This window comes from Pseudomonas sp. CK-NBRI-02, from assembly GCF_008124495.1.
In the GTDB taxonomy this organism is placed as follows: domain Bacteria; phylum Pseudomonadota; class Gammaproteobacteria; order Pseudomonadales; family Pseudomonadaceae; genus Aquipseudomonas; species Aquipseudomonas guariconensis.
Window position 1 is genome coordinate 59,556 of the sequence record NZ_VSJH01000022.1, and the last position, 23,697, is coordinate 83,252.

Sequence of the window (23,697 nt, forward strand, 5' to 3'; positions counted from 1 at the left end):
TCCCCATGACTCATCGCATCGTGATTGTCGGCGGCGGCGCCGGCGGCCTGGAACTGGCGACCCGCCTGGGTAAAAGCCTGGGCAAGCGCAAGCAGGCCGAGATCACCCTGGTCGACGCCAACCTCACGCACATCTGGAAGCCCCTGCTGCACGAAGTGGCCGCCGGCTCGCTGAACTCCTCGGAAGACGAACTGAACTACGTGGCCCAGGCCAAGTGGAATCACTTCAATTTCCAGCTGGGGCGCATGAGCGGCCTGGACCGTGAGACCAAGCAGATCCAACTGGCCGCAACCCTCGATGAAGAAGGTCGCGAACTGCTGCCTGCGCGCACCCTGGGCTACGACACCCTGGTCATCGCCGTGGGCAGCAACACCAACGACTTCGGCACACTCGGTGCAGCGCAGCATTGCCTGTTCCTGGATACCCGCAAGCAGGCCGAGCGCTTCCATCAGCAGTTGCTCAACCACTACCTGCGCGCCCATGCCGGTGATGTGGCCAGCGAGAAGATCAGCGTGGCTATCGTCGGCGCCGGCGCCACCGGTGTGGAACTGGCGGCCGAACTGCACCACGCGGCCCACGAACTGGCGGCCTACGGCCTGGACCGCATCCAGCCCAAGGACATGCACATCACGCTGATCGAGGCAGGCCCACGCGTGTTGCCTGCCCTGCCTGAGCGTATCAGCGTGCCGGTGCACAAGACCCTGGAAAAACTCGGGGTGAAAGTGATGACCAACGCGGCGGTCAGTGAAGTGACCGAGGATGGTCTGAAGACGGCGTCCGGCGAAGTGATCCAGGCGAGCCTCAAGGTATGGGCGGCCGGTATCCGGGCGCCAGGCTTCCTCAAGGACATTGATGGCCTGGAAACCAACCGCATCAACCAGCTGGTGGTGCGCCCGACCCTGCAGACCACCCGCGACGACAACATCTTCGCCTTCGGTGACTGCGCCGCCTGCCCGCAACCCGGCAGCGACCGCAACGTGCCGCCACGGGCCCAGGCCGCGCATCAGCAGGCTTCGATGCTTGCTCAGAGCCTCAAGGCTCGGCTTGAGAACAAGCCGCTGCCGACTTATGAATACAAGGACTACGGCTCGCTGGTTTCGCTGTCTCGCTTCTCGGCGGTGGGCAACCTGATGGGTAACCTGATGGGCAGCGTGAAGCTGGAGGGCTGGTTGGCGCGGATGTTCTATGTGTCGCTGTACCGGATGCACCAGATGGCGTTGTACGGGTTCTTCCGCACGGCACTGATGATGCTGGGTAGCAAGATTGGGCGGGGTACTGAGCCGCGCCTGAAACTGCACTGACAGACCAGCCCTCGCTTGGAGGAATGGGGTTGTCCGCGAGTACGATAGTGAATCGGCTATCGCTTTCGCAGGCAAACCCGCTCCCCCAACCGGCGGCGATACACATCAAGGCACCGGAAGGTGCTTTTTTGTGCTTAATCGTCGGGTACTGCCCGAAATCTTTGAAGGGGCACTGACGGGTGCCGTCGTGCAGTGACAAGTTTGGATAAATTCGAGGCAAAAGAAAAAGGGCATCTCATTCGAGATGCCCTTTTTACATGGTGGGTCGTGTAGGATTCGAACCTACGACCAATTGGTTAAAAGCCAACTGCTCTACCAACTGAGCTAACGACCCGGAAAATGGTCGGGGTGAGGGGATTCGAACTCCTGACATCCTGCTCCCAAAGCAGGCGCGCTACCGGACTGCGCTACACCCCGAAATTGGCTCCGCGACCTGGACTCGAACCAGGGACCCAATGATTAACAGTCATTTGCTCTACCGACTGAGCTATCGCGGAACTGAACTTCGTACAACTTCGAAGTCTGTGTTAGCTTCGAACTCTTCAGCGTTGTCGCTGCTGAGGCCGGCTATTCTACATTCTTCGTTTTGCTTGTCAACCCCCAATTTGCTTTCAAGTTACTGATTTGCAAATTGTTTTCAGATCCCTTGTACCGCCGGTGATCTGTGTAGTGCCTGACAGCGGGGCGTATATTAGGGGCACTCGATTTTCTGTGCAAGCATTTTTTTCAAAATATTCAGCTAGTTAGATCGGGCCCAGAAAAATCAGGGGTTTGCGTTACCGAGCAACTGCGTCGACAGGCCCAACGCCGCAAAGCCGAAACGAAAAAGCCCCGCCAAGGCGGGGCTCTTTCTTGACTGCCGGGCTCAGGCAAAGACGATTTCGTCGCCTTCGACCTTGGCGGTGATCGCCGCACCAGGCAGGAACTGCCCACCGAGGATCAACTGCGCCAGCGGGTTTTCGATCCAGCGCTGGATCGCACGCTTGAGCGGCCGTGCGCCATACACCGGGTCGTAACCGACTGCGATCAGTTTGTCCAAGGCCTCCGGGCTCAGGCTCAGCGACAGCTCGCGCTCGGCCAGACGGCTGCGCAGGCGGCCAAGCTGGATCTCGGTGATACCGGCGATCTGCTCGCGCCCCAGCGGCTCGAACACCACCACTTCGTCGATCCGGTTGATGAACTCCGGACGGAAGTGCGAACTTACCGCGTCCATCACCGCCGCACGTTGCGCCTCACGGTCACCGGCCAGTTCCTGGATCTGCGCCGAGCCCAGGTTGGAGGTCATCACGATCACCGTGTTGCGGAAGTCCACGGTACGGCCATGGCTGTCGGTCAAGCGGCCATCTTCAAGTACCTGCAACAGCACGTTGAACACGTCCGGGTGAGCCTTTTCCACTTCGTCCAGCAGCACCACCGAATACGGCTTGCGACGCACAGCCTCGGTCAGGTAACCGCCCTCCTCGTAACCGACGTATCCGGGTGGAGCGCCGATCAGGCGAGCCACGGAGTGCTTCTCCATGAACTCGGACATGTCGATCCGTACCATGGCCTCCTCGGTATCGAAGAGAAACTCGGCCAGCGCCTTGCACAACTCGGTCTTGCCCACACCGGTCGGGCCGAGGAACAGGAACGAGCCGCTTGGGCGGTTCGGGTCGGCGAGACCGGCCCGGGAGCGACGTACGGCGTTGGCCACGGCGGTGACGGCTTCGTTCTGGCCGATCACGCGCTGGTGCAGCAACTCTTCCATCTTCAGCAGCTTCTCACGCTCGCCTTCGAGCATCTTGGCCACCGGGATGCCGGTCCACTTGGAGACCACTTCGGCGATTTCTTCTTCAGTCACCTTGTTACGCAGCAACTGGTTCTCGGTCTTGCCGTGCTGGTCGACCATCTGCAGGCTGCGCTCAAGATCAGGGATGATCCCATACTGCAGCTCGGCCATGCGGCTCAGGTCACCTTTGCGGCGGGCAGCTTCGAGTTCCTGACGGGCCTGCTCGATCTTTTGCTGGATCTGCGCAGAACCCTGCACCTCGGCTTTTTCCGAGGCCCAGATTTCTTCCAGGTCGGAGTACTCACGCTCCAGACGCTCGATTTCCTCGGTCAGCTTCTCGAGGCGTTTTTTCGCAGCCTCGTCTTCTTCTTTCTTGAGCGCCTGGGACTCCACCTTCAGCTGAATCAAGCGACGGTCGAGGCGGTCGAGCACTTCAGGCTTGGAGTCGATCTCCATGCGGATGCGGCTGGCCGCTTCGTCGATCAGGTCGATAGCCTTGTCCGGCAACTGACGGTCGGTGATGTAGCGGTGGCTGAGCTTGGCTGCGGCGATGATGGCACCGTCGGTGATGGCCACTTTGTGGTGCACCTCGTAGCGCTCCTTCAGGCCACGCAGGATGGCGATGGTGTCTTCCTCGCTCGGTTCCTCGACCAGCACCTTTTGGAAGCGGCGCTCGAGCGCTGCGTCTTTTTCGATGAACTGGCGATACTCGTTGAGCGTGGTTGCGCCCACACAGTGCAGTTCACCACGGGCCAGGGCCGGCTTGAGCATGTTGCCGGCGTCCATGGCGCCCTCGCCTTTACCGGCGCCGACCATGGTGTGCAGTTCGTCGATGAACAGGATGATCTGGCCTTCCTGCTTCGACAATTCGTTGAGCAACGCTTTGAGGCGTTCTTCGAACTCACCGCGATACTTCGCGCCAGCGATCAGCGCGCCCATGTCCAGGGCGAGCAGGCGCTTGCCCTTGAGGCCATCGGGCACTTCGCCGTTGATGATGCGCTGGGCCAGGCCTTCAGCGATGGCGGTCTTGCCCACGCCAGGCTCACCGATGAGCACGGGGTTGTTCTTGGTACGACGCTGCAGGACCTGCACGGTACGGCGGATCTCATCGTCACGGCCAATCACCGGGTCGAGCTTGCCTTCCTCGGCGCGCTTGGTCAGGTCGACGGTGTACTTGTCCAGAGCCTGGCGCGACTCCTCGGCATTGGGGTCGTTGACCGCCGCACCGCCGCGCAGGTTGTTGATGGCGTTTTCCAGCGCCTTCTTGCTCACGCCCTGGCTGAGCAGGAGTTTGCCAAGCTTGCTGTTCTCGTCCATGGCGGCGAGCAACACAAGCTCGCTGGAAATGAACTGGTCGCCCTTCTGCTGGGCCAGGCGGTCGGCCTGGTTGAGCAGGCGCGCCAGGTCCTGGGACATGTTCACATCGCCCGTGGGATTCTGGATTTTCGGCAGTTGGTCCAGCTCTTTGGCCAGAGCCTGACGCAGGCCATTGATGTCAAAGCCGACCTGCATCAGCAGCGGCTTGATGGACCCGCCTTGCTGATCGATCAGCGCCTGCATCAAGTGCAAAGGTTCAATGGCCGGATGGTCCATGCCCACGGCCAGGGATTGGGAATCGGATAACGCCAGTTGCAGCTTGCTGGTCAAACGGTCTATTCGCATGGGGATACCTTCCTATAAGGGCAGGCGGAGCGATGGATAGCACCTGTAATGAAGAACCTGCCTGAGATGACCAATAGATAAGGCTGATTCTGGGTTTTTCAAGCTTAGCGGGGTTGACATAGGTCAGCAGTGCGGATCTGACCAAGAGCGCTTTGCGCGCCCGGGCAGGCTTCTACAAGATATTCGCGAGACTATAGGCGCTGGCGAGGTCTGGGATGAGGCGCGAAGCGGCCTCTAGGGCATCAAGGCCGCAGCCAGACCAACGAAGCGAAACGCCCACCCTGCGGCGTGCGTCGATAAGAGAAGAAGCGAGGGTCGTTGACCGTGCAGAAACCACCACCATATACAGCAGTGACACCACGGGCCGCCAGGCGGATACGCGCCAGCTGGTAGATATCGGCCATCAGTTTGCCCGGGCGCTCACCGTTGACGAAGGCTGCAGCAGACTCGGGGTGCACGGCGGTAAAAGCATCGCGCACTTCCAGCCCCACCTCGAACGCCTGTGGCCCAATGGCCGGGCCCAGCCATACCAACACCTCGTCGGCAGGAACACCGAGGCGATCGAGCGTGGCTTCCAGCACACCGCCAGCCAACCCGCGCCAGCCTGCATGAGCGGCCGCCACGCGGGTACCGGCACGGTCGCAGAACAGGGCCGGCAGGCAGTCGGCGGTCATCACCGTGCAGGCGATGCCGGGCTGGTCGGTGAAACTGGCGTCGGCCTCGGCCACCACCGCCGGGTCGGCATCGGCCACAACCAGGCCATGCACCTGCTTGAGCCAGGCCGGCCGGATGCCGAAGGCGTCGCTCAGGCGGCGGCGATTCTCGGCGACCGCAACCGGGTCGTCGCCCACGTGGTCACCCAGGTTGAAGGACTCGTAGGGCGGCAGGCTGACGCCGCCCTCGCGGGTGGTGACGCAGGCGTGCACCGAGGCCGGGGCCGGCCAGTCGGGGAACAGCAGCGACTGCGTCAGGCCGCTCATCCGATGAAGCTCTCACGGTCCTGGGCGAGCAGCGACAGCAACCAGACGAAATCATCCGGCAACGGCGAAGCCCATTCCATGCGTTCGCCGGTGGTCGGGTGATCCAACGCCAGGAAGCGCGCATGCAAGGCCTGGCGCGGGAAGTGCTTGACCGCCTCGACCATGGCCACGCTGGCTGCCGGTGGAATGCGGAAGCGCCCGCCGTAGGTCTGGTCGCCGACCAGCGGGAAGCCCACATGGGCCATGTGCACGCGGATCTGGTGGGTACGGCCGGTTTCGAGTTTGACCCGCACATGCGTGTGCGAGCGGAAGCGTTTGAGTACGCGATAGTGGCTGACCGCAGGCTTGCCGCCGTCGGTCACCGCCATGCGCTGGCGCATGCCGCCGTGACGGCCGATAGGCGCGTCGATCTTGCCACCGGCGGTGACCACGCCGACCACGATGCACTCGTAGATGCGGCTTACCGAGCGCTTTTGCAGCTGGTCGACCAGGTTGGTCTGGGCCTGCAGGGTCTTGGCCACCACCATCAGGCCGGTGGTGTCTTTGTCCAGGCGATGCACGATACCGGCACGCGGCACGTTGATGATGTCCGGCACGTGGTGCAACAAGGCATTGAGCAGGGTGCCGTCGGCATGGCCCGCCGCCGGGTGGACCACCAGCCCGGCAGGCTTGTTGATCACCAGGATCTGGTCGTCTTCGTAGACGATATCCAGCTCGATGTCCTGGGCCACCCATTCACCCTGGGCTTCCTGCTCGGCGTCGAGGGCCAGGACGGAGCCACTGTGGACGATATCGCGCGGGCGCAGTACCGCGCCGTCGACCGTCAGGCGGCCGTCCTTGATCCACGAGGACAGGCGCGAGCGCGAGTACTCGGAGAAGAGTTGGGCGGCGACTTGGTCGAGGCGTTGGCCCCCCAGTTCGGACGGGACCTCTGCGCTAAGTTGAATGATCTCGGACATGCTCGATTCGGCGGGCGCACAGCCTTTGGTTTCAGCTGCACGCTTGTGGTTAAATACGGCTTCTTTTGCCCCGGGTTTGGCCGGGGGCGCTCATCATAACAGGACGGCACCGCCCAAGACAGCGGCCGTCAAAGGGACGCAAGCCGCCATGCAAGTGAAACACCTGCTGCTGATCGCCATTCTCGGGCTCACCGCTGCCTGTTCCTCCAACAAGGAAGTCGTCGACGAGAACCTCAGCGAGGCCGAGCTGTACCAGCAGGCGCAGGCCGACCTGGACAACCACAGCTATACCAGCGCCGTGAACAAGCTCAAGGCCCTGGAATCGCGCTACCCGTTCGGCCGCTACGCCGACCAGGCACAGCTGGAACTGATCTACGCCAACTACAAGAATGCCGAGCCGGAGGCTGCCAAATCCGCCGCCGAGCGCTTCATCCGCCTGCACCCGCAGCACCCGAACGTCGATTATGCCTATTACCTCAAGGGCCTGACCTCGTTCGACCAGGACCGCGGCCTGCTGGCGCGCTTCCTGCCACTGGACATGACCAAGCGTGACCCAGGTGCCGCCCGCGACTCCTACAACGAGTTCGCCCAGCTGACCAGCCGCTTCCCCAACAGCCGCTACTCGCCGGACGCCAAGCAGCGCATGATCTACCTGCGCAACCTGCTGGCTTCCTACGAAATTCACGTCGCCGACTACTACCTGAGCCGTCAGGCTTATGTGGCCGCCGCCAACCGTGGCCGCTACGTGGTCGAGAACTTCCAGGAAACCCCATCGGTCGGCGACGGCCTGGCCGTGATGGTCGAGGCCTACCAGCGCCTGCACCTGGACGAACTGGCTGCCACCAGCCTGGAAACCCTCAAGCTCAACTACCCGGACCACCCGAGCCTGGTCGACGGTCAATTCCAGCCCAAGCAGGAAGAAGCCGACAACCGCTCCTGGCTGTCCAAGGCCACCCTGGGCCTGATCGAGACCGAGACCCCGCTGCCGCCGGGCGAAACCCGCGCCAACCAGGACGTGGTCAAGCAGTTCCAGGATGCGCGCTCGGAGATGCCTGAAGAGCTGCTGCCCAAGGACGAGGACGGCAACCCGATCCTGCCGGAAGGCCCGAAAGAAGCCGAAAAAGACCGCTCGTGGTTCAGCTACATGACCTTTGGTCTGTTCGACTGATATCACGCGCAACAGAAAGGGAGGCCCAAGGCCTCCCTTTTTTATTGGCTGCGCCCTAGACTGTCGGTCTTTCCTCTCGACAAACTGGACACCATGGTTCGTCTACTTTTCTGGATCGCCGTGATCGGCGCTGCGTTCTGGCTGTGGCGCAAATTCAACGCCAGCCAGCAGTCTTCCTCCGAGCCCAAGCTCGATGACCCGCTGAAGATGGTGCGCTGCGCCCACTGCGGCGTGCACCTGCCCAACGATCGCGCATTGCGACGGGGCAATGACTGGTATTGCAGCCAGGCTCATCTGGAGCAAGGGCCAGGGCAACAGCGCTGAGGTCGATCGTTGGCTGTGCGGAACAACTGCCTCGTGCTGGCGCCGACCTATTCGCGGATAAACGCGCTCCCACAGATCCTGCGGGAGCTGCGAAGTCAAACCAGACGCGCACCTGGCGCATAAGGCACCGGATCGATGATCGGCTGACCGCCGGTCAACAGGTCGGTGAACAGCTGGCACGATGCGGGCGCCAGCACCAGCCCATTGCGGTAATGCCCGCAGTTCAACCACAGCCCTTCGTGCCCCGGCACTGGCCCGATATAGGGAATCCCTTCCGGCGAGCCAGGGCGCAGGCCAGCCCAATGTGCTACCACTTCGGCATTCGCCAAGGCCGGCAATAGCTCCACCGCCGAAGCCTTGAGGCTTTCCAGCGCCTCGTTGGTGGGAGTCTTGTCGTATCCGGCGTGCTCGAGGGTACTGCCCACCAGGATGTGCCCGTCACGACGCGGAATGGCATAGCGCCCTTTGGCCAGGACCATGCTCGGCAAGAAGTCTTCGGCGCACTTGAACAGGATCATCTGCCCCTTCACCGGCTCCACCGGCAGTTCCAACCCCAGTGTACGCAGCAGGTCGCCACTCCAGGCACCGGCACTGAGCACCACCTCGTCCGCCGTCAGCACGCCCTCGTTAGTGTGTACGCCAGTGATGCGGCCACCTTCCTGGCAGAACCCGCTGACCGGGCAATGCTCGCGCAGGGTCACATTGGGCATCGCCAGCAATGCAGCCTTGAGTGACTTCACCAAGCGCGGGTTACGCACATTGGCCACCCCCGCCATGTAGATGGCGCGCTTGAAGCCAGGGCCAAGCACCGGTACTGCATCGTATGCCGCCGAGATATCCACAGCGCTCAACGGCCGCTGCTCGCGCTCAGCCCAGTCCAGGGCTTCGGCTTCGTCGTCCAGGTCCAGCCAGTACAGGCCGGTGGTATGCACTTGCGGATCGATGCCGGTAGAGGCGAACAGGCGCTCACCCAGTTGTGGATAGAAGTCCTGCGACCAGTGCGCCAGGGCGGTTACCGCCGGGCTGTAGCGCCAGGGGTACAGCGGCGAGACGATACCGCCGCCGGCCCAGGACGACTCGCGCCCCACCTCACCCTGATCGCATACCACCACCTGGTCGACCTTCGGCGCCAGGTTGAACGCCGTCAGCAGCCCGATCACCCCACCACCGACAACCACTACTTGCTTGCTCATCTGTCGATCCACTAGCTGAATTAAATCCGGGCCTTCAACGCCCCCAGCAATCTTCGGCCGGCATGCCGGCACCCGGATTGCCACGCACTCCAGCCTGATCGAGCTGGAAGTCGCCACAACGATCGTCAACCATCATGCCCTCGGGCAGGCGCCTGGCGAGCAGCACGAAGCTGTCGTCGTCACGTTGCGCCAGCAAGCGGTAATAGCGTGTGCCGACAGGCAAAGGCGGTACCTGAGGGTCAGGATCGGCGTACTGTCCAGTACGCGCTCTGTGGCGTTCCAGACGCAGGGCTGCGTCCTGCAGCAGGCCAATCACTTCGCTTCGCGCGGCACGCCTGAGCTGGTCGCTGTAACTGGGGTAGGCAATGGCTGCCAGAATGCCGGTCACCGCCAGCACAATCAACAATTCGATCAGGCCAAGGCCTCGCTGCATGTCACTGTTCCCTCAATCGTTGGCGCCATACGATGCGCTGGGCGCGCGTCTTTTGCCCTGCCTCAACGGCGTAGATTGCTTCCAGCACATGCCGCGCCGTCAGGTGCTGGCTCACCGCCGTGACCCTGAACAGGCGCACAGGGATGTCTTCGGGGACATGTACCGCCCGAGTGCTTTCACCCAGGTTCTGCAGAAAGAAAAAACCCTGCTCCGCTCGCTGCCATGCCGCCTCCCCGCCCCGCACATCATGGGCTTCGGCGGGCGGCGCACAGGGCGGCGCGCAGGGCCTTGGCGGCGCCCGCAGCAAGCGGTCACGGCCCTCCAGCAAGGTTGCCTCTGCCTGCTCCAGTGCTTGGGCACTGACCAGCAGTTGAGCAGTCGAGCGCGCCAGCCGCAGGGCGTCGTGCAGCGCCGATGCCGCCAGCAGCCCCAAGAGCAGACTCAGCAGCAGTCCGGTCAGAAGGACGATACCCTGTTGGCGCCTCATGACTCGGGCAACCGGTTGCGCAGGGCCACACTCATCTCATGCCGCAGCTCGATCTGGTGGCGCGGGTCGAACAACGTGAGCTGCACATCGACGCGCCCGCCCTCTTGCGTCGGCACCAGCGTGGCGCGCAGGTCACGCACCTGATCGATCAGCGTCTGGGACTGGCTGCCACGCACCAACCGCAAATCATTACCCTGCAGTTGGTAGGCAATGCGCTGGAGGGGGAACAGCAGCGCATCGGATCGCGCGCTGACGTCGCGCGGGTTACTCACCTGGGCCCAGCTCAGGCAATCGGTCAGCAGTACCCAGTCCGCTTGTCGCCCGGTACCGGGTAATTGCTCACCGACCAGGTTCAGGCTCTCCAGGCGTCCGCCCCCGGTTCGGGCGATGCGCACAGGCTGGGCGAAGGCGGCGGCTGCCGCCGGGCTGTCGAAGGTGATGGCGTCGTGACGCAGGCAGCCCAACATACCGGCCGAACGGATGTCCTGAGCCATGCGATGCAACGCCAGCCGGGCGTCATCCTGCAGTCGTGCCGTGGCGGCCTGCGCTTGCCAAGCCTGATAGGTGGACACGAACACCTGGCTCGCCGTCCCCAGCAGTACCAGCCCGATCGTCAGCGCCAGCAAGGCCTCGAGCAACCCGTAGCCTGCCTGGGTATGCCTCATGGCGATACCCTGCCCCGCAAGCTGATGAGCGCCTGGCCTGACCTGTGAATTTCCAACGACCAGGTTTCACCGGCGCCCGTCGCCCGACCTTGCGCCGAAGCACCCAGCAGCCGGCGAATCCGGCCTTGCCAATCCGCCCGCTCGGCCTCCGGCAGGACACCGACCGCCCTGCCGCGCTCCAACAACCCTTGCGCCAAATAGACCGCCTGGCTGTCACGCCGCGCCTCGTCACTTATCTGCAACCCGCGCAATTGTTGAGCCGCGGCAGCGAACAACCCCAGCGCCAACACAGTCATCGTCAACAACACTTCCAGCAGCGTTATGCCGCGCTCCCTCGCTTGCATCCTTCCCTCCTGGGAATTTTCCTGCTCTTGCTCTCCAAATCTGCCGACTGGACGCCCTGTCCGTCGGCCTCGAAGCTACAGCGAAGCACGTCCTGGGAGAAATGCACGGTGCAGCAACGTGGAGCAACACTGATACAAATGATGTGCGCCTTGGCGCTGATCAGCCTTCTGGCACAAGTTGGATTGCCGGCCTACGCCAATCTCAGTCACGACCTGCACCAAGCCGCCGCGGCCCGCTATTTGGCGCAAGCACTGCGTAGCGCACGCAGCCATGCCGTGCTACAGCAGCAAGCGGTACAGGTACAAGCGTTGGAGGGGGACTGGGGTCTGGGCTGGCGTACACACCTGGCACACAACGGGCAACTACTGCACGAGCAACGCCTCGCGCGCAGGCTCGAGATCGCCAGCAATGTGGATAACGAGGTGACATTCAGCGGCCTGGGCGTTCCGCTGCGGGGCAATCGCGGGTTTCTCGGGGCTACGTTGGAGATTTGCCCACGCACGGAGCAAACGAGCCGGTATTGGGTGGTGTTGGCACCCAGCGGCAGGGTCGACCTGCGCACCGGAACGAGAGACTCGTCACGGTGCGCAGGCGCCTGATCAGATCAGCGAGCGAACCCGCAGTTCCTTGGGCATGGAGAAGGTGATGTTCTCTTCCCGGCCATCGAGCTCTTCAGCGCCGGTGGCGCCCCAGGCACGCAGTTGTTCGATCACGCCACGCACCAGCACTTCGGGAGCCGAGGCACCCGCGGTGATGCCGATACGGGCCACGCCCTCGAACCAGCCTTGCTGCAGGTCCTCGGCACCGTCGATGAGGTACGCCGGGGTCCCCATGCGTTCGGCCAGCTCGCGAAGGCGGTTGGAGTTGGAACTGTTGGGGCTGCCGACCACCAGTACCACGTCACACTCATCGGCAAGCTGCTTGACGGCGTCCTGACGGTTTTGCGTGGCATAGCAGATGTCGTCCTTGCGCGGACCACCGATGTTCGGGAAGCGCGCACGCAGGGCGTCGATGACACGGCTGGTGTCATCCATCGACAGAGTCGTCTGGGTCACGAAGGCCAGGTGCTCGGGATCGCGAACCTGAAGGTTGGCGACATCGTCCTCATCCTCGACCAGGTAGATCGCGCCGCCATTGCTGGCGTCGTACTGGCCCATGGTGCCCTCGACTTCCGGATGCCCGGCATGGCCGATGAGAATGCACTCCTTGCCATCGCGACTGTACTTGGCCACCTCGATGTGAACCTTGGTCACCAGCGGGCAGGTGGCGTCGAACACCTTCAGCCCCCGGCCGGCCGCTTCCTGGCGCACGGCCTGGGAAACACCATGGGCGCTGAAGATGACGATGACGTCGTCCGGCACCTGGTCGAGCTCTTCGACGAAGATGGCCCCGCGGTTGCGCAGGTCCTCGACCACGAACTTGTTGTGCACCACTTCATGACGCACATAGATCGGCGGGCCGAAGACTTCCAGGGCGCGGTTGACGATCTCGATCGCCCGGTCGACCCCCGCGCAGAATCCGCGAGGGTTGGCGAGTTTGATTTGCATGCTCGGCTCCAGGCTTACAGGGCCTTGACCTCGAGGATCTCCACCTCGAAAGTCAGGGTCTTGCCAGCCAGTGGGTGATTGAAATCGATGGTCACCTGGTCGTCGTCGAACGCCTTGACCACGCCAGGCAGCTCGGCGTTGGCGGCGTCGTTGAAGATCACCAGCAAGCCTTCGGACAACTCCATGTCAACGAATTGCGAGCGCGGCATGACCTGTACGTTCTGCGGGTTCGGCTGGCCGAAGGCGTTCTCAGGGACGATGGTCAGCGTACGCTTGTCACCGGCCTTGAAGCCGAACAGCGCGGTTTCAAAGCCTGGCAGCAGATTACCGTCGCCCACCTTGAAGGTGGCTGGTGCCTTGTCGAACGTGCTGTCGACGGTGTCGCCGTTTTCCAGGTGCAGCGCGAAGTGCAGGGTGACTTCAGTGTTCTGACCGATACGGGTTTCAGTCATGGACAGGCTCTCCGGACTTCTTGCTCTTGAACATATCCAGCGCCAGCATCACCGCACCAACGGTGATAGCGCTGTCGGCCAGGTTGAAGGCCGGGAAATACCAACGGTTCTGCCAGTGCACCAGGATGAAGTCGACCACGTGGCCCAGCACAATGCGGTCGTACAGGTTGCCCAGCGCACCACCGAGCACCAGCGCCAAGGCCACGGCCAGCCAGGTGTCGTTGCGCCCCAGGCGCTTGAGCCAGACCACCAGCACCGCACTGACCACCACGGCGATCAGGGCGAACAGCCAGCGCTGCCAGCCGGAGCTGTCGGCCAGGAAGCTGAATGCAGCACCAGTGTTGTAGGCCAGGGTCCAGCTGAAGTAATCGGGGATGACCACGATCTGCTGGTACAGCTTAAGGGCACCCTCGAAATAGACCTTGGTGGCCTGGTCAAGGACCAGGACCACCAGGCTCAGCCAGAGCCAGGCAAGGCGCCCCAAGCGCCCCGCTGCAGGATTAGGCATAGTGGCGCACCTCGCCGGAACCGCTGAGGTTGTCTACGCAGCGGCCGCAGATTTCCGGATGCTCCGGGTGGCTGCCGACGTCGGCGCGGAAGTGCCAGCAACGGCCGCACTTGGCATGGCCGGACTTGACGACTTTCAGCTTGAGGCCTTCGACTTCGGTTGTCACGGCATCGGCCGGCGCCTGGACGAACGGCACCACGCTGGCGGCGGAAGTGATCAGCACGAAGCGCAGTTCATCGCCCAGTTTGGCCAGGTCGGCGCTCAGGCCTTCTTCGGCGAACAGGGTGACTTCAGCCTGCAGGTTGCCACCGATGGCCTTGGCCGCGCGCTGGTTCTCCAGCTCCTTGTTGACCGCTGCCTTGACCGCCATGACGCGATCCCAGTAGGCGCGATCCAGCTCGAAGCCTTCCGGCAGATCGGACAGCCCTTGGTACCAAGTGTTGAGCATCACCGACTCGTTGCGCTCGCCTGGCAGGTACTGCCAGATCTCGTCGGCGGTGAACGCCAGGATCGGGGCGATCCAGCGCACCAGGGCCTCGCTGATGTGGTACAGCGCGGTCTGGCAGGAGCGTCGGGCGACACTGTTGGCGCCGGTGGTGTACTGGCGGTCCTTGATGATGTCGAGGTAGAAGCCACCCAGCTCCTGAACGCAGAAGTTGTGCACCTTGGAATAGACGTTCCAGAAACGGTACTCGCTGTAGTGCTCTTCGAGTTCGCGCTGCAGCAGCAAGGTGCGGTCGACGGCCCAGCGGTCCAGCGCCAGCATGTCGTCGGCCGGCAGCAGGTCACGGGCCGGGTCGAAGCCGGACAGGTTGGAAAGCAGGAAGCGCGCGGTGTTACGGATACGACGGTAGGCGTCGGCGCTACGCTGCAGGATCTGCTCGGAGACCGCCATTTCGCCGGAATAGTCGGTGGCCGAGACCCACAGGCGCAGGATATCGGCACCCAGGGTGTCGTTGACCTTCTGTGGCTCGATGGTGTTGCCCAGCGACTTGGACATCTTGCGGCCGCTCTCGTCCACGGTGAAGCCGTGGGTCAGCAGTTCGCGATATGGCGCATGGTTGTCGATGGCGCAGCCGGTCAGCAAGGAAGAGTGGAACCAGCCGCGGTGCTGGTCGGAGCCTTCCAGGTACAGGTCGGCGCGCGGGCCGGTCGAATGGCCGATATCGTGGGAACCACGCAGCACATGCCAGTGGGTGGTGCCGGAGTCGAACCAGACGTCCAGGGTGTCGGAGATCTTGTCGTACTGGCCGGCTTCTTCACCGAGCAATTCAGCGGCATCCAGCTTGAACCACGCCTCGATGCCTTCCTTCTCGACGCGCTTGGCCACTTCCTCCATCAGCTCGACGGTGCGCGGGTGCAGCTCGCCGGTCTGCTTGTCGAGGAAGAACGGAATCGGCACGCCCCAGTTGCGCTGACGCGAGATGCACCAGTCAGGGCGATTGGCGATCATCGCGTGCAGGCGGGCCTGGCCCCAGGACGGCACGAACTTGGTGTCTTCGATGGCCTTGAGGGCACGCTCACGCAGCGGCTCGCCGGTGGTGGGCTGCTTGTCCATGCCGACGAACCATTGGGCGGTGGCGCGGTAGATCAGCGGGGTCTTGTGACGCCAGCAGTGCATGTAGCTGTGGCTGATGGTCTCGGTGTGCATCAGCGCGCCGACTTCGCTCAGCTTGTCGACGATGGCCGGGTTGGCCTTCCAGATGAACTGGCCGCCGAAGAACGGCAGCGACTCGACATACACGCCGTTGCTCTGCACCGGGGTGAGGATGTCTTCGTTAACCATGCCATAGCGCTTGCAGGTGACGAAGTCGTCTTCACCGTAGGCTGGCGAGGAGTGCACCACGCCGGTACCGGCGCCCAGTTCGACGTAGTCGGCCAGGTAGATCGGCGACAGGCGGTCGTAGAATGGGTGACGGAAATTGATCAGTTCAAGTGCCGAACCCGGCGCGGTGGCGATCACCGAACCTTCCAGGTTGTAGCGCTTGAGGCAGGACTCGACCAGTTCTTCGGCCAGCACCAGCAGGCGCTCGCCGGTGTCGACCAGGGCGTAGTTGAACTCCGGGTGGATATTCAGCGCCTGGTTGGCCGGGATGGTCCAAGGGGTGGTGGTCCAGATGACGATGGCGGCGGGCTTGGCGAGGCTCGCCAGGCCGAAGGCGGCAGCCAGCTTGTCGGCATCGGCGACCGGGAAGGCCACGTCGATGGTCTGGGATTTCTTGTCGGCATACTCGACTTCGGCCTCGGCCAGTGCCGATCCGCAGTCGAAACACCAGTTCACAGGCTTGAGGCCCTTGAACACGAAACCTTGCTTGACCATCTCGGCCAGGGCACGGATTTCACCAGCCTCGTTGGCAAAGTTCATGGTCTTGTAGGGGTTGTCCCAGTCGCCCAGCACACCCAGGCGGATGAACTCGGTCTTCTGGCCTTCGATCTGCTCGGCGGCGTACTCACGGCACAGTTCGCGGGTGCGGTCTGCGGTCAGGTGCTTGCCGTGGGTGACCTCGACCTTGTGCTCGATCGGCAGGCCGTGGCAGTCCCAGCCCGGTACGTAGGGCGCATCGAAGCCCGACAGGGTCTTGGAACGGACGATCATGTCCTTGAGGATCTTGTTCAGCGCATGACCGATATGAATCTTGCCGTTGGCATAGGGCGGGCCGTCGTGGAGGACGAACTTCGGACGATCCTTGCCAATTTCACGCAGCTTCTGGTACAGGCCAATGCTGTCCCAGCGCTGCAGGATCTGCGGTTCGCGCTGAGGCAGGCCGGCCTTCATCGGGAAGGCGGTGTCCGGAAGGTTAAGCGTGGCTTTGTAGTCGGTCATTTCAGGCTCTTCGTTAGCGGTTGAGCGTGCCAATGGGCACGTGCGGCGGCGATGTCCGCGTCGATCGCCGACTTCAGCGCCTCCAGGGAGGCGAAACGCTGCTCCTCGCGCAGCTTCTGGTGGAACTCCACCGTCAGGCGCCGGCCATACAGATCGCCGGCGAAATCCAAAAGATGAATCTCCAGGTGGGGACGGCCATCACCGGCGACGGTGGGACGAACCCCGATGTTGGCGACACCTGGCCAGACCTTGCCGTCGATCTCGGCGCTGGTCAGGTAGACGCCGCTCAGCGGCACGCGGCGGCGCTTGAGCTGGATATTGGCGGTGGGTGTGCCGAGCTGGCGCGCCAGCTTCTGGCCGTGCAACACCCGGCCGGTGATACGGTAGGGGCGGCCCAGCAGGTGCGCAGCCAGCTCGAAATCGGCTTGGGCCAACGCCTTGCGCACCTCGGTGCTGCTCACCCGCAATCCGTCCTGGATGACGGTGTTGGCCGCCTCCACGCTGAAACCGTATTGATGCCCGGCCTCGACCAGGAAGGCGAAGTCGCCGGCGCGGTCGCAGCCGAAGCGGAAATCATCACCCACTTCGAGGTGGCGCACACCCAGGCCGTCGACCAGGATGGCCTTGACGAACTCTTGGGCGCTGAGCTGGCTCAGGCGCTGGTTGAAGGCCAGGCACAGGACCCGATCGATACCCTCGGCAGCCAGCAGTTCGACCTTGTCGCGCAGCCGAGCCAGGCGAGCAGGTGCGGTATCGGGGGCGAAGTATTCACGTGGTTGAGGCTCGAAGATCACCACGCAGGTTGGCAAGCCAAGCGCCTGCCCACGCTCGCGCAGGCGCGCCAGGATTGCCTGGTGGCCACGGTGAACCCCGTCGAAGTTGCCAATGGTGGCGACACAGCCCCGGTGCTCGGGGCGCAGGTTGTGAAGACCTCGAACCAGCTGCATAACGCGCTTCTTGCTCATAAAGTGGCCGATTATAACCACACCCGGGCGCCGGTGACAGGCAGCAGCGCCAGGGGGTGACGTGGAATGCGAAAAACCGACGTCTGACCCGACATCGGCCTTAGTGCAAGGCCTTGCGGGCAAAATGCCGAGGCCGGAACCCGCACAGGAACAGGCAACCGAAGTAGGTCACCACACCCGCGAAGATCAATGCCCCTAGACGCAGGAATCGCTCAGGCATCCCGCCCTGCTCCCAGGCTGGCATGTAATGCATGCCAGCCAGCAGCACACCGGACATCAGGCCCACCGCCAGTACCAGCTTGCACAGAAACACCGTCCAGCCCGGCTGCGGCTGGAACAACTGCTGGCTGCGCAGCTTCCAGTACAGCAAACCGGCATTCAGGCAAGCCCCAAGACTGATCGCCAGGGCAAGGCCCGCATGCTGCAACGGACCGATCAGGGCCAGGTTGAGCAGTTGGGTGCAGACCAAGGTGAAGATCGCGATCTTCACCGGCGTACGGATATTCTGCTGCGCATAGAAGCCCGGGGCCAGCACCTTGACGAGAATCAGCGCGAGCAGGCCGACCGAATAGGCGATCAGGGCGCGCTGGGTCATGGCAGCATCGAACGCAGTGAACTTGCCGTACTGGAACAGCGCGACGGTCAGCGGCTCGGCGAGAATGCCCAGGGCCAAGGTGCAAGGCAGCACCAGCAAGAAGCACAGACGCAGCCCCCAATCGAGAATCCGCGAATACTCGTGCCGGTCACGATTGGCGTAGGTCTTGGCCAGGGTCGGCAGCAAGATGGTGCCCAGCGCCACGCCCAGCACGCCGGAGGGCAACTCCATGAGGCGGTCGGCGTAGTACATCCAGGACACCGAACCGGCCACCAGGAAGGAGGCGAAGATTGTGTTGATGATCAGCGAGATTTGGCTGACGGACACTCCGAGGATCGCCGGCAGCATCTGCTTGAGCACACGCCAGACGCCGGTGTCGCGCAGGTTCAGCCGCGGCAGCACGAGCATACCGATCTTCTTCAATGCCGGCAGTTGGTACAGCAGCTGCGCCAGCCCCCCGGCAAGCACACCCCAGGCCAAGGCCATGATGGGTGGATCAAAATACGGTGTGAGCAGCACGGCGAAGGCGATCATGGCGACGTTCAACAGCGTCGGGGTGAAGGCCGGCACCGAAAAACGGTTCCAGGTATTGAGGATCGCCCCGGCCAGCGAGGAAAGCGAGATCAGCAATATATAAGGAAATGTCACCCGCAGCAGGGCGGTGGTGAGCTCGTATTTTTCGGCACTGTCGACGAAGCCCGGAGCGGTCACCCAGACCACCCAGGGCGCGGCGAGAATTCCCAGGGCGGTGACCAGAGCCAGTGCCAGGGTCAGCAGGCCGCTGACGTAGGCAATGAACGTGCGGGTCGCTTCCTCACCCTGCTGAGTCTTGTACTCCGCCAGAATCGGCACGAACGCCTGCGAGAACGCACCTTCGGCGAAGATCCGGCGCAGCAGGTTGGGCAGCTTGAAGGCGATGAAAAAGGCATCGGTCGCGATACCGGCGCCGAAAACCCGCGCCAGGATGGTGTCGCGTATGAACCCGAGTACCCGGGAGATCATGGTGATGGAACTGACGGCGGCCAGGGATTTGAGCAGGTTCATGGAAAAATTTCACGCCAGGGACGGAGGGCGCTGCCAGAAAGCGCCCGAATGTGCGATACTTCCGCGCCGTTGAAGGGGAAGCCAAAACTCCCGAGTTTACAGGTCGCTGCGCAGAAAGGAATCATTCCTTCACGCTCGCGAACCGCTCGGCGGAACCCTCAAGGTGGCCTTGACAACCGTTCGACTGATCGGCATGATTCGCGGCCTATTTTGTTTGCTATTTACCTAAAGTCTTTCGAGGAGCTCGACGGTGGCCAACTCACCTTCCGCCAAGAAACGTGCAAAACAGGCTGAGAAGCGTCGCAGCCACAACGCCAGCCTGCGTTCCATGGTCCGCACCTACATCAAGAATGTAGTCAAGGCCATCGACGCAAAAGACGCCGAAAAAGCGCAAGCCGCCTACACCCTGGCTGTGCCTGTTATCGACCGTATGGCCGACAAAGGCATCATCCACAAGAACAAGGCTGCTCGCCACAAAGGCCGTCTGAATGGCCACATCAAGGCGCTGAAAGAAGCTGCAGCTGCCTAAGCGATGCGCTTGTCGAAAAACCGACCCTAGGGTCGGTTTTTTATTGCCTGCGATTTGAGCCAATGAAAAGGGCCGCAGTGAGACCCCGTAACCACGCAACGCGCCGAGCCTTGCATGGTGACAGGGCCGCACTGCGGCCCCTTTTGCACGTACTATTTGCCGATCTGGATCTTCGGCGCCCATAGCAGCCATTCATCCTCAGGCTTGTCGAACAGGGCGAAGGTCTGTTGCGGCCGGGCTGGACTGCCCATCTTGTCGCCATCGGGCGTCGCGAAGGCAATCCCGCCATCGATAAGCGTCTCCAAGGACTCGGTGCGAACCGTGGCGCCCTTGAACAGGCCCCAGTCGAAGCCAAAGCCGCTGCTATTCCAGAACCGGCTCCCACCACGCACCAAGGCCGCGTAGCGAGGCTCGATAAGGATTTGGATAAGGACACGATCAGCGGTCTGCCCCAGCTCGAAGCCCGTCACCTTGCCCACTGTCACCTCACGATAGGTCACCGGCACGCCGGGCTTGATGGATCCACGACGCGGTGCACTGAGGGTCAGCGGCAAGCCGACCTCCGGCTCGGTCAGCTCGGGCGCCTCGGGCAAGGCGATAAAGTCGCGCTGCGGCCCCTTGGACTTCAACGCTGGCAGCACCTCAAGGTAGAGCCCGCCAACCAGGGTATCGAGGTTTTCGGTACGCACTAGGCCAAAGGCCGGCTTGACCACCCAGAACTGGGTACCAACCCGGGCGATGCGGTCCTGGGCTCCGGTGATGCGCGCCCGCAGCAGCACAGCCTGCAGGTCGGACGTCAGGTCGACGCTTTCCACACTCCCCACATCCAGGCCGCGGAAGCGGATAGGCGTGCCTGGCTTAAGGCCATCGGCGCGATCCACACGAATGGTGATCAGGGTACCCGCACGATCCGCGGCCTCCTGATTGTCGTGCAGGCGGAAGCGGGGAATGCGCCGTTTCAAAGGCACATCAGCCTTTGGCGTATCGAATGCCACACCACCTGCCATGAGCGTCTGCAGCGATTCACTCTTGACCTTGATCCCCGAAAGATCGCCAGACAAGGTGATGCCACTGGCATTCCAGAAGCGCGAGGAGCCGTTGACCAGATGGGCGTACTCCTTCTCGATATGCACGCCAATCAGGATGCGCTTGCTGTTGCGAGCAAACTGGTAGCTTTGCACGCTACCGACCTTGACCTGGCGATACATCACCGGGCTTCCGACTTCCAGCGAGCCCAGGTTATCGGCAAACAGCACCATGTGCAGGCCTGGCGCTTTCAGGTCCAACGGTGGCGCCTTCGGGCGCGCCTCGAACTCGCGCTGTGGCTTGGCGCCCTTCTCGCCTGGACGTATGGCGATATAGTTGCCTTTGACCAAGGCCTCCAGGCCCGTGATACCGGCCAGCGAAATGGAAGGCTTGACCACCCAGAACTGCGTCCCTTCGACCAGGTAGTCTTCGGCCAGCGGGTCGAGTGTCAACTCGGCCGTGGCGCTGGTCAGGTCGTCCGCGATCTTCATCGTCTTCAACGACCCCACCTGGATACCTTTGTACATGACAGGGGTACGCCCAGCCTGCAGGCCTTCGTAGTCTGTCAGCTTGACCTTGATACGGATACCCGCCTGAGCAGCGTCGAAGTCCTCGTACAGACGGAAAGGCAGGCTGGGGTCGGTGGGAGGGCTGTCCTTGCGGTATTCGGGAGTGGCAAAGGCGATGCCCCCGGCGACAATGCTGGCCAAGGATTCACTGCGCACCTTCACGCCCGATAGATCCGCATCGATGCTGATGCCACTGGCATTCCAGAATCGTGTGTGCTTGCGCACCAGATTCGCGTAGGCCGGCTCAATGAACACTTTGATCTCTACCGTGTCCTGGTCTTCGGAAAGGCGGTAGCTCTTCACCCGGCCGACCTGGATCTGCTTGTAGAAAATAGGGCTGTCGCGATTGAGCGAGCCCAGACGATCGGCCTTGAGGGTCAGGTGCAGGCCCGGCTCGCTATCGGACAACGGCGGTGCCTCGGAGAGGGCGGTAAAGCGCTTGGTCTTCTCCCCCTCACCGGGGCTGACGGCAATGTAGTTACCTGAAACCAGCGTTTCCAGCCCTGTGATCCCTGCCAGGCTGACGCTCGGCTTCACCAGCCAGAAGCGCGTCCCGGTGGTCAGATGCGGCTCGGCCTCCTTCCTCATCTCGATGGTGGCGATGACACCCGTATTGCTTCCTTTGGCATCGAGCACCAAGGCCTTCACCTTGCCGACGGACATGCCCTTGTAGATGACTTCGGTCTTGTTGGCGACGATGCCTTCACCGGACAGGAAACGAACCTGGATATCTACCCCTGAATCACGATAGGCCTGCCAAGCCAGCCAGCCACCTATCAGCAAGGCAATCAGCGGCAAAATCCATATCGCCGACCAGTTCGAAGCTGGGCGGGTTTTAGCCGTAGGCATGTCACTCATGGTCGTTATCCGACTCCGCGTTATCCCAAATCAGTCGGGGATCGAAAGTTAAAGCTGCAAGCATCGTCAGTATCACCACAGAGGCGAAGGCGACGGCGCCCAAGTTGGCTTCGACGCTGGCAATACGGCCGAAATTCACCACCGCCACCAAGATGGCGATGACGAAGATATCCAGCATGGACCAGCGGCCAATGAACTCGATGAAGCGGTACATCAGGATCCGCTGACGCGCCGACAGCGGTTGATGACGTTGCACCGAATACAACAACAGCCCGATACCCACCAGCTTGAAGGTGGGCACCAGAATACTGGCAATGAACACCACGGCGGCGATAGGCAACATGCCGTGCTTGAGCAGGGTGATGACTCCAGACATGATCGTGTCCGGGCTGCCCTGCCCCAGCGCGCTGACTGTCATGATCGGCAACACGTTGGCGGGAATATAGAGAATGGACGCGGTGATCAGAAGCGCCCAAGTGCGCACGATACTGTTGGGGCGCCGTGCATGCACGGTGGCGCCGCAACGGGTACAGGACTGCGCATCACTGCCAGATGCCTGCCGGTTCAGCTCATGACACTCATTACAGACCAGGATGCCTGCATCAATCGCCCGCATGCTCATCCTCCCCCGACAACGCACTCCAGATCTGATGTGGTGACATCACTACCTCCAGCCATACCTGGACCAATAACAAACTGATGAAACAAAACAGCCCCAGGCCTATGGTCAGTTCCGCAAGATCGACCAGTTTGACGATGGCAACCAGCACCCCCATGAAGTAGACCTCGAGCATGCCCCAGTCACGCAGGTGGTGATAAATACGATAGAAGAGCAATCCGTAACTTCGTCCGATATCTAGGCGAATGCTCAACAGAACCAGTAATTGGCAGAGAAGCTTGAGCAATGGGATCGCCATGCTGCATAGGAACACGACGACTGCCACGCCGCGCATATTCGAGTTGAATAGGCCTAGCACACCACTCCAGACAGTGTCGTCCGACGTCTGACCGAGCAAGTGCAGCTGCATGATGGGCAGAAAGTTGGCGGGCACATAGAGCAGCAAGGCCGTCAACACCAACGCAAGGCTGCGATTGACCACGTTGTGACGATGAGCATAAAGCTCGTAGCCACACCGCGGGCAATGTGCCTTTTCGTCATTCTGTAGCACCGGCTTACGCATCAACAGGTCGCATTCGTGGCAAGCCACGAGCTTATCCAGCGGCAAATGGGCCAGCGCTTCGGAGTCGACAGGATTAGGCATATCGAAATTCTGAATAGATGAATGGAGGCTATTCTAGTGCTCTGACTCAAATTGTGGGAGATGATGGCCATGGGGATGGCTCTGGGTGCCGGACCGCTTGCTAGTGGAGCGTAGCGGTCGGCACCAGAAAAGACAAAACCCCTACCTGCTCACGCAGATAGGGGTTTTGCGAAATGAATCTTGACGATGACCTACTCTCACATGGGGAAGCCCCACACTACCATCGGCGATGC

General features: G+C 62.2%; 22 protein-coding genes and 3 tRNA genes. 5 read left to right on the plus strand and 20 right to left on the minus strand.

What is annotated here, in order from left to right; genetic code table 11:
* Positions 1-5 precede the first annotated feature (5 nt).
* On the plus strand, positions 6-1,301 hold the full coding sequence (locus tag DQ397_RS15980; protein WP_043209649.1) for an NAD(P)/FAD-dependent oxidoreductase: 1,296 nt from the start codon (positions 6-8) through the stop codon (positions 1,299-1,301).
* A 258-nt stretch (positions 1,302-1,559) separates the two neighbouring features.
* Here the strand turns inward: DQ397_RS15980 and DQ397_RS15985 are convergent.
* The 6 genes from DQ397_RS15985 to rluD all read right to left on the minus strand — a co-directional run bounded on the left by DQ397_RS15985 (position 1,560) and on the right by rluD (position 6,670).
* A tRNA-Lys gene (locus DQ397_RS15985) sits at positions 1,560-1,635 on the minus strand.
* 6 nt (positions 1,636-1,641) lie between these two features.
* A tRNA-Pro gene (locus DQ397_RS15990) sits at positions 1,642-1,718 on the minus strand.
* A gap of 4 nt (positions 1,719-1,722) precedes the next feature.
* Positions 1,723-1,798, minus strand: a tRNA-Asn gene (locus DQ397_RS15995).
* A 368-nt stretch (positions 1,799-2,166) separates the two neighbouring features.
* Complete coding sequence (clpB, locus tag DQ397_RS16000; RefSeq protein WP_043209651.1) at positions 2,167-4,731, minus strand: ATP-dependent chaperone ClpB; 2,565 nt, start codon at positions 4,729-4,731, stop codon at positions 2,167-2,169.
* A gap of 242 nt (positions 4,732-4,973) precedes the next feature.
* A complete protein-coding gene (gene pgeF, locus DQ397_RS16005) occupies positions 4,974-5,711 on the minus strand; it encodes a peptidoglycan editing factor PgeF (protein WP_043209653.1) in 738 nt (245 codons plus the stop codon).
* Positions 5,708-6,670, minus strand: a complete 963-nt coding sequence (gene rluD, locus DQ397_RS16010) for a 23S rRNA pseudouridine(1911/1915/1917) synthase RluD (protein WP_043209655.1) — start codon at positions 6,668-6,670, stop codon at positions 5,708-5,710. The genes pgeF and rluD overlap by 4 nt, the downstream gene beginning before the upstream one ends.
* Before the next feature lie 148 nt (positions 6,671-6,818).
* On the opposite strand from rluD, the gene DQ397_RS16015 reads away from it, so the two are divergent.
* Complete coding sequence (locus DQ397_RS16015) at positions 6,819-7,838, plus strand: outer membrane protein assembly factor BamD (RefSeq protein ID WP_043209657.1); 1,020 nt, start codon at positions 6,819-6,821, stop codon at positions 7,836-7,838.
* A gap of 93 nt (positions 7,839-7,931) precedes the next feature.
* On the plus strand, positions 7,932-8,162 hold the full coding sequence (locus DQ397_RS16020) for a PP0621 family protein (RefSeq protein WP_043209659.1): 231 nt from the start codon (positions 7,932-7,934) through the stop codon (positions 8,160-8,162).
* Positions 8,163-8,257: 95 nt separating this feature from the next.
* Here DQ397_RS16020 and thiO read toward each other — a convergent pair whose 3' ends face one another.
* Genes thiO through DQ397_RS25050 form a run of 5 tightly spaced genes read right to left on the minus strand, consistent with a single transcriptional unit; the run spans position 8,258 to position 11,284 of the window.
* The gene (gene thiO / locus DQ397_RS16025) at positions 8,258-9,355 is read right to left on the minus strand and encodes a glycine oxidase ThiO (RefSeq protein WP_043209661.1); all 1,098 of its coding nucleotides are present in this window, start codon (positions 9,353-9,355) and stop codon (positions 8,258-8,260) included.
* A gap of 34 nt (positions 9,356-9,389) precedes the next feature.
* Positions 9,390-9,788 carry a type IV pilin protein gene (locus DQ397_RS16030; protein WP_043209663.1) on the minus strand — a complete coding sequence of 133 codons (399 nt, stop codon included), beginning with the start codon at positions 9,786-9,788 and terminating at the stop codon, positions 9,390-9,392.
* A 1-nt stretch (position 9,789) separates the two neighbouring features.
* A complete protein-coding gene (locus DQ397_RS16035) occupies positions 9,790-10,275 on the minus strand; it encodes a hypothetical protein (protein ID WP_043209665.1) in 486 nt (161 codons plus the stop codon).
* Positions 10,272-10,940: a PilW family protein gene (locus tag DQ397_RS16040; RefSeq protein WP_043209667.1), complete on the minus strand. Its 669-nt coding sequence runs from the start codon at positions 10,938-10,940 to the stop codon at positions 10,272-10,274. The genes DQ397_RS16035 and DQ397_RS16040 overlap by 4 nt, the downstream gene beginning before the upstream one ends.
* Positions 10,937-11,284 carry a prepilin-type N-terminal cleavage/methylation domain-containing protein gene (locus DQ397_RS25050; protein ID WP_148921582.1) on the minus strand — a complete coding sequence of 116 codons (348 nt, stop codon included), beginning with the start codon at positions 11,282-11,284 and terminating at the stop codon, positions 10,937-10,939. The genes DQ397_RS16040 and DQ397_RS25050 overlap by 4 nt, the downstream gene beginning before the upstream one ends.
* A 108-nt stretch (positions 11,285-11,392) precedes the next feature.
* Here DQ397_RS25050 and DQ397_RS16050 point away from each other — a divergent pair, with 108 nt between their 5' ends.
* The gene (locus DQ397_RS16050; protein WP_043209669.1) at positions 11,393-11,884 is read left to right on the plus strand and encodes a GspH/FimT family pseudopilin; all 492 of its coding nucleotides are present in this window, start codon (positions 11,393-11,395) and stop codon (positions 11,882-11,884) included.
* Here the strand turns inward: DQ397_RS16050 and ispH are convergent, their stop codons facing one another.
* The 6 genes from ispH to murJ form a co-directional block, all read right to left on the minus strand.
* Entirely contained in the window at positions 11,885-12,832 is a 948-nt protein-coding gene (ispH, locus tag DQ397_RS16055) for a 4-hydroxy-3-methylbut-2-enyl diphosphate reductase (RefSeq protein WP_043209670.1), read from the minus strand.
* Positions 12,833-12,846: 14 nt separating this feature from the next.
* A complete protein-coding gene (fkpB, locus tag DQ397_RS16060; RefSeq protein WP_043209672.1) occupies positions 12,847-13,284 on the minus strand; it encodes an FKBP-type peptidyl-prolyl cis-trans isomerase in 438 nt (145 codons plus the stop codon).
* A complete protein-coding gene (gene lspA, locus DQ397_RS16065) occupies positions 13,277-13,792 on the minus strand; it encodes a signal peptidase II (protein WP_043209674.1) in 516 nt (171 codons plus the stop codon). Before lspA ends, fkpB begins: the two co-directional genes overlap by 8 nt.
* Complete coding sequence (ileS, locus tag DQ397_RS16070; protein WP_043209676.1) at positions 13,785-16,616, minus strand: isoleucine--tRNA ligase; 2,832 nt, start codon at positions 16,614-16,616, stop codon at positions 13,785-13,787. The genes lspA and ileS overlap by 8 nt, the downstream gene beginning before the upstream one ends.
* Positions 16,613-17,563, minus strand: a complete 951-nt coding sequence (ribF, locus tag DQ397_RS16075) for a bifunctional riboflavin kinase/FAD synthetase (protein WP_043209678.1) — start codon at positions 17,561-17,563, stop codon at positions 16,613-16,615. The genes ileS and ribF overlap by 4 nt, the downstream gene beginning before the upstream one ends.
* Before the next feature lie 118 nt (positions 17,564-17,681).
* Positions 17,682-19,220, minus strand: coding sequence for a murein biosynthesis integral membrane protein MurJ (murJ, locus tag DQ397_RS16080; protein WP_043209680.1), 1,539 nt, complete (start codon positions 19,218-19,220; stop codon positions 17,682-17,684).
* Between the two features lie 250 nt (positions 19,221-19,470).
* On the opposite strand from murJ, the gene rpsT reads away from it, so the two are divergent.
* The gene (rpsT, locus tag DQ397_RS16085) at positions 19,471-19,749 is read left to right on the plus strand and encodes a 30S ribosomal protein S20 (protein ID WP_010220592.1); all 279 of its coding nucleotides are present in this window, start codon (positions 19,471-19,473) and stop codon (positions 19,747-19,749) included.
* A gap of 152 nt (positions 19,750-19,901) precedes the next feature.
* On the opposite strand, the gene DQ397_RS16090 is transcribed toward rpsT, so the two are convergent.
* Genes DQ397_RS16090 through DQ397_RS16100 form a run of 3 tightly spaced genes read right to left on the minus strand, consistent with a single transcriptional unit; the run spans position 19,902 to position 23,464 of the window.
* Positions 19,902-22,202 carry a PqiB family protein gene (locus DQ397_RS16090; protein WP_043209683.1) on the minus strand — a complete coding sequence of 767 codons (2,301 nt, stop codon included), beginning with the start codon at positions 22,200-22,202 and terminating at the stop codon, positions 19,902-19,904.
* Positions 22,195-22,818, minus strand: a complete 624-nt coding sequence (locus DQ397_RS16095; protein WP_043209685.1) for a paraquat-inducible protein A — start codon at positions 22,816-22,818, stop codon at positions 22,195-22,197. Before DQ397_RS16095 ends, DQ397_RS16090 begins: the two co-directional genes overlap by 8 nt.
* Positions 22,805-23,464, minus strand: coding sequence for a paraquat-inducible protein A (locus tag DQ397_RS16100; protein WP_043209687.1), 660 nt, complete (start codon positions 23,462-23,464; stop codon positions 22,805-22,807). Before DQ397_RS16100 ends, DQ397_RS16095 begins: the two co-directional genes overlap by 14 nt.
* Between the last annotated feature and the right edge of the window lie 233 nt (positions 23,465-23,697).

What these genes read in the sequence shown, in the direction of transcription:
- DQ397_RS15980 (WP_043209649.1), top strand. Translation starts at nt 6, where the DNA reads ATGACTCATCGCATCGTGATTGTCGGCGGCGGCGCCGGCGGCCTGGAA.
- clpB (WP_043209651.1), bottom strand. Translation starts at nt 4,731, where the DNA reads ATGCGAATAGACCGTTTGACCAGCAAGCTGCAACTGGCGTTATCCGAT.
- pgeF (WP_043209653.1), bottom strand. Translation starts at nt 5,711, where the DNA reads ATGAGCGGCCTGACGCAGTCGCTGCTGTTCCCCGACTGGCCGGCCCCG.
- rluD (WP_043209655.1), bottom strand. Translation starts at nt 6,670, where the DNA reads ATGTCCGAGATCATTCAACTTAGCGCAGAGGTCCCGTCCGAACTGGGG.
- DQ397_RS16015 (WP_043209657.1), top strand. Translation starts at nt 6,819, where the DNA reads ATGCAAGTGAAACACCTGCTGCTGATCGCCATTCTCGGGCTCACCGCT.
- DQ397_RS16020 (WP_043209659.1), top strand. Translation starts at nt 7,932, where the DNA reads ATGGTTCGTCTACTTTTCTGGATCGCCGTGATCGGCGCTGCGTTCTGG.
- thiO (WP_043209661.1), bottom strand. Translation starts at nt 9,355, where the DNA reads ATGAGCAAGCAAGTAGTGGTTGTCGGTGGTGGGGTGATCGGGCTGCTG.
- DQ397_RS16030 (WP_043209663.1), bottom strand. Translation starts at nt 9,788, where the DNA reads ATGCAGCGAGGCCTTGGCCTGATCGAATTGTTGATTGTGCTGGCGGTG.
- DQ397_RS16035 (WP_043209665.1), bottom strand. Translation starts at nt 10,275, where the DNA reads ATGAGGCGCCAACAGGGTATCGTCCTTCTGACCGGACTGCTGCTGAGT.
- DQ397_RS16040 (WP_043209667.1), bottom strand. Translation starts at nt 10,940, where the DNA reads ATGAGGCATACCCAGGCAGGCTACGGGTTGCTCGAGGCCTTGCTGGCG.
- DQ397_RS25050 (WP_148921582.1), bottom strand. Translation starts at nt 11,284, where the DNA reads ATGCAAGCGAGGGAGCGCGGCATAACGCTGCTGGAAGTGTTGTTGACG.
- ispH (WP_043209670.1), bottom strand. Translation starts at nt 12,832, where the DNA reads ATGCAAATCAAACTCGCCAACCCTCGCGGATTCTGCGCGGGGGTCGAC.
- fkpB (WP_043209672.1), bottom strand. Translation starts at nt 13,284, where the DNA reads ATGACTGAAACCCGTATCGGTCAGAACACTGAAGTCACCCTGCACTTC.
- lspA (WP_043209674.1), bottom strand. Translation starts at nt 13,792, where the DNA reads ATGCCTAATCCTGCAGCGGGGCGCTTGGGGCGCCTTGCCTGGCTCTGG.
- ileS (WP_043209676.1), bottom strand. Translation starts at nt 16,616, where the DNA reads ATGACCGACTACAAAGCCACGCTTAACCTTCCGGACACCGCCTTCCCG.
- ribF (WP_043209678.1), bottom strand. Translation starts at nt 17,563, where the DNA reads ATGCAGCTGGTTCGAGGTCTTCACAACCTGCGCCCCGAGCACCGGGGC.
- murJ (WP_043209680.1), bottom strand. Translation starts at nt 19,220, where the DNA reads ATGAACCTGCTCAAATCCCTGGCCGCCGTCAGTTCCATCACCATGATC.
- DQ397_RS16090 (WP_043209683.1), bottom strand. Translation starts at nt 22,202, where the DNA reads ATGAGTGACATGCCTACGGCTAAAACCCGCCCAGCTTCGAACTGGTCG.
- DQ397_RS16095 (WP_043209685.1), bottom strand. Translation starts at nt 22,818, where the DNA reads ATGCGGGCGATTGATGCAGGCATCCTGGTCTGTAATGAGTGTCATGAG.
- DQ397_RS16100 (WP_043209687.1), bottom strand. Translation starts at nt 23,464, where the DNA reads ATGCCTAATCCTGTCGACTCCGAAGCGCTGGCCCATTTGCCGCTGGAT.